The organism is Neisseria sp. P0021.S007 (assembly GCF_051956855.1).
Genome location: NZ_JBQCXA010000367.1, coordinates 1 through 779, shown reverse-complemented (window position 1 = coordinate 779; position 779 = coordinate 1). Strand labels below are relative to the sequence as shown.

The 779-nt window shown below is 52.6% G+C and carries 1 protein-coding gene; it reads left to right on the top strand.

The genetic code is table 11. The annotated features are described in order from the left end of the window. Positions 1-779: DEAD/DEAH box helicase (locus ACTHUR_RS13395; RefSeq protein WP_440399021.1), on the top strand; the 779-nt coding region annotated here is incomplete at both ends.

Here is a 779-nt window from a genome sequence, read left to right as displayed (position 1 = left end):
CTTTGGTGTTGACTCCGACCCGCGAACTAGCGGCTCAGGTGGAAAAAAACGCGTTGGCGTATGCTAAAAATATGCGTTGGTTCCGTACTGTCAGCATTGTAGGCGGCGCATCTTTCGGCTACCAAACCCGTGCTTTGAGCAAACCGGTTGACCTGATTGTCGCTACTCCGGGTCGTCTGATGGACTTGATGCAGAGCGGCAAAGTTGATTTTGAACGTTTGGAAGTGCTGATTCTGGACGAAGCCGACCGTATGTTGGACATGGGCTTTATCGACGACATCGAAACCATCGTTGAAGCAACGCCGAGCGACCGTCAGACTTTGTTGTTCTCTGCCACTTGGGACGGCGCAGTGGGCAAACTGGCGCGCAAACTGACCAAAGACCCTGAAACCATCGAAGTTGAGCGTGTGGATGATCAAGGCAAAATCGAAGAGCAGCTGCTGTACTGCGACGATATGCGCCACAAAAACCGCCTGCTCGACCACATCTTGCGCGATGCCAATATCGATCAATGTGTGATTTTCACGTCCACCAAAGCCATGACCGAAGTCATCGCGGATGAATTGTATGAAAAAGGTTTTTCCGCCAACTGCCTGCACGGCGATATGCCGCAAGGCTGGCGTAACCGTACGCTGATGGACTTGCGCAAAGGCCGCTGCAAAATTTTGGTTGCCACCGATGTAGCCGCACGTGGTATCGACGTACCAACCATTACCCACGTTATCAACTACGACTTGCCGAAACAGGCTGAAGACTACGTTCACCGCATCGGCCGTACC